Source organism: Flavobacterium sp. (assembly GCF_024305175.1).
In the GTDB taxonomy this organism is placed as follows: domain Bacteria; phylum Bacteroidota; class Bacteroidia; order Flavobacteriales; family Flavobacteriaceae; genus Flavobacterium.
In genome coordinates, this window is the sequence record NZ_JAMWYY010000112.1 from 1 (window position 1) to 1,707 (window position 1,707).

At 42.8% G+C, this 1,707-nt stretch carries 2 protein-coding genes; both read left to right on the top strand.

Features of this window, described 5'->3' with window-relative positions; all coding sequences use genetic code 11:
• Positions 1-238 (top strand): DUF2805 domain-containing protein (locus Q0K96_RS15040; protein WP_297334799.1); only part of this gene is annotated, 238 nt, incomplete at its 5' end.
• Between the two features lie 73 nt (positions 239-311).
• On the top strand, positions 312-1,703 hold the full coding sequence (locus tag Q0K96_RS15045) for an alpha/beta fold hydrolase (RefSeq protein ID WP_297334800.1): 1,392 nt from the start codon (positions 312-314) through the stop codon (positions 1,701-1,703).
• Positions 1,704-1,707: the final 4 nt, after the last annotated feature.

Here is a 1,707-nt window from a genome sequence, read left to right on the forward strand (position 1 = left end):
TGACAGGATAGTAACGCTGGCTCAGGAGGAGAAAAAGCCTTTTGAGGAAATAAAGAAGGAATTTGGTTTATCTGAAAAGGAAGTAACTGAAATTATGCGTAAAAGGCTATCCACGGACAATTTTGAGATGTGGAAGAAAAAGGTGGCAGGCAAAAAACCAAAGCCAAAACCACTAAATTTTAATGCTTTTGAAGATGATGATTTAGATGCGAAGTATTACATTAACAAGAAGTTTTAATAGCAGCTCCCGTTTGGGGGCTTTTTTTATGCCCATTAGTTTTAAGTATATTTGATAACTAAAACCACAATTCATGAAAAAGCAAATCCTATTCTTTCTTCTTTTTTTTACAGCTGCGGCCTTCGCGCAGGATGTTACAGGTAACTGGTACGGACTCGTTAAATTTCCGGGCGGGCAGCTAAGGCTTACACTGCATGTAAATAAAGCACAGGATAGCTATACTGCAACCTTAGACAGCCCTGACCAGGGCGCAGAAGGAATTCCGGTTAGTAAAATAGCTTTTACTGATAACACACTTACATTTACCATACCTGCCATTAAAGCAGAATATAAAGGCACTTATGCAGATAATATAATTACAGGAACTTTCACTCAAAATAATTTCCCTATGCCGCTAAACCTGGGCAGGGAAGAAGTTAAAACCGAAGCGCCAAAACGACCACAAGAACCTGTAAAACCGTATCCATACCATTCAGAGGATGTAACCTTTACAAATGCAAAACAGGGGATAATACTCTCAGGTACGCTAACGCTACCGCAACAGAAAGGCAACTTTCCTGCTGTAGTACTTATAAGCGGTAGCGGGCCTCAGGACCGTAATGAAGAACTGCTTGGGCACAAGCCTTTTTTGGTGATTGCCGATTATTTAACCCGTAATGGTATAGCGGTGCTTCGTTATGATGACAGGGGCACAGGAGCATCCGGCGGTAAATTTGCCGGTGCAACCACAGAAGATTTTGCAGCCGATGCCGCCGCCGCGTTGGCTTATTTGCAGTCGAGGCCCGAAATTAATAAAAAGAAAACAGGCCTGATAGGGCACAGCGAAGGCGGAATTATAGCGCCAATAGTGGCAAATACAAATAAAGATACAGGCTTTATAGTCCTTCTGGCAGGTACTGCCATACCGGGAGACGAACTTATGCTGCTGCAAAACTACCTGATTAACAAAGCTGCCGGTATGCCCGAAGCAGAGCTTACAAAGCTGGGTGGCATTAACCGCAAAATATATGATGCTATTAAGCAGGAAACAGATATCAATGTTTTAAAAGCAAAGCTTGACGAGATTTTTAATAAAGAACTTAAGCCACTATTTATATCTAAAGGTATTCCTGAAAGCCAGGTGGCACAATATATCGATATGCAGGTTGCTGAGCTTACCTCGGCGTGGTATATAAATTTTATACGCTATAACCCTGCGCCTGCTTTAGAAAAGGTGCAATGCCCCATACTGGCGATAAACGGCAGTAACGATTTACAGGTGGCTCCAGTAGCCAACCTTGAAGCCATAAAGCGTGCTGCAGCAAAAAGCGGTAACAAAGATGTAACGGTTAAAGAACTGCCGGGGCTTAACCACCTCTTCCAGCAAAGCACTACCGGGCTTCCTGCTGAGTATGGCGAAATAGAGCAAACCATAGCGCCTGCTGCCCTGAATGAAATTTTACAGTGGATTAAAAAGCGCGTTTAATAAC

Excerpts from the sequence above, each read along its gene's own strand:
- Q0K96_RS15045 (WP_297334800.1), top strand. The coding sequence starts at position 312 with ATGAAAAAGCAAATCCTATTCTTTCTTCTTTTTTTTACAGCTGCGGCC.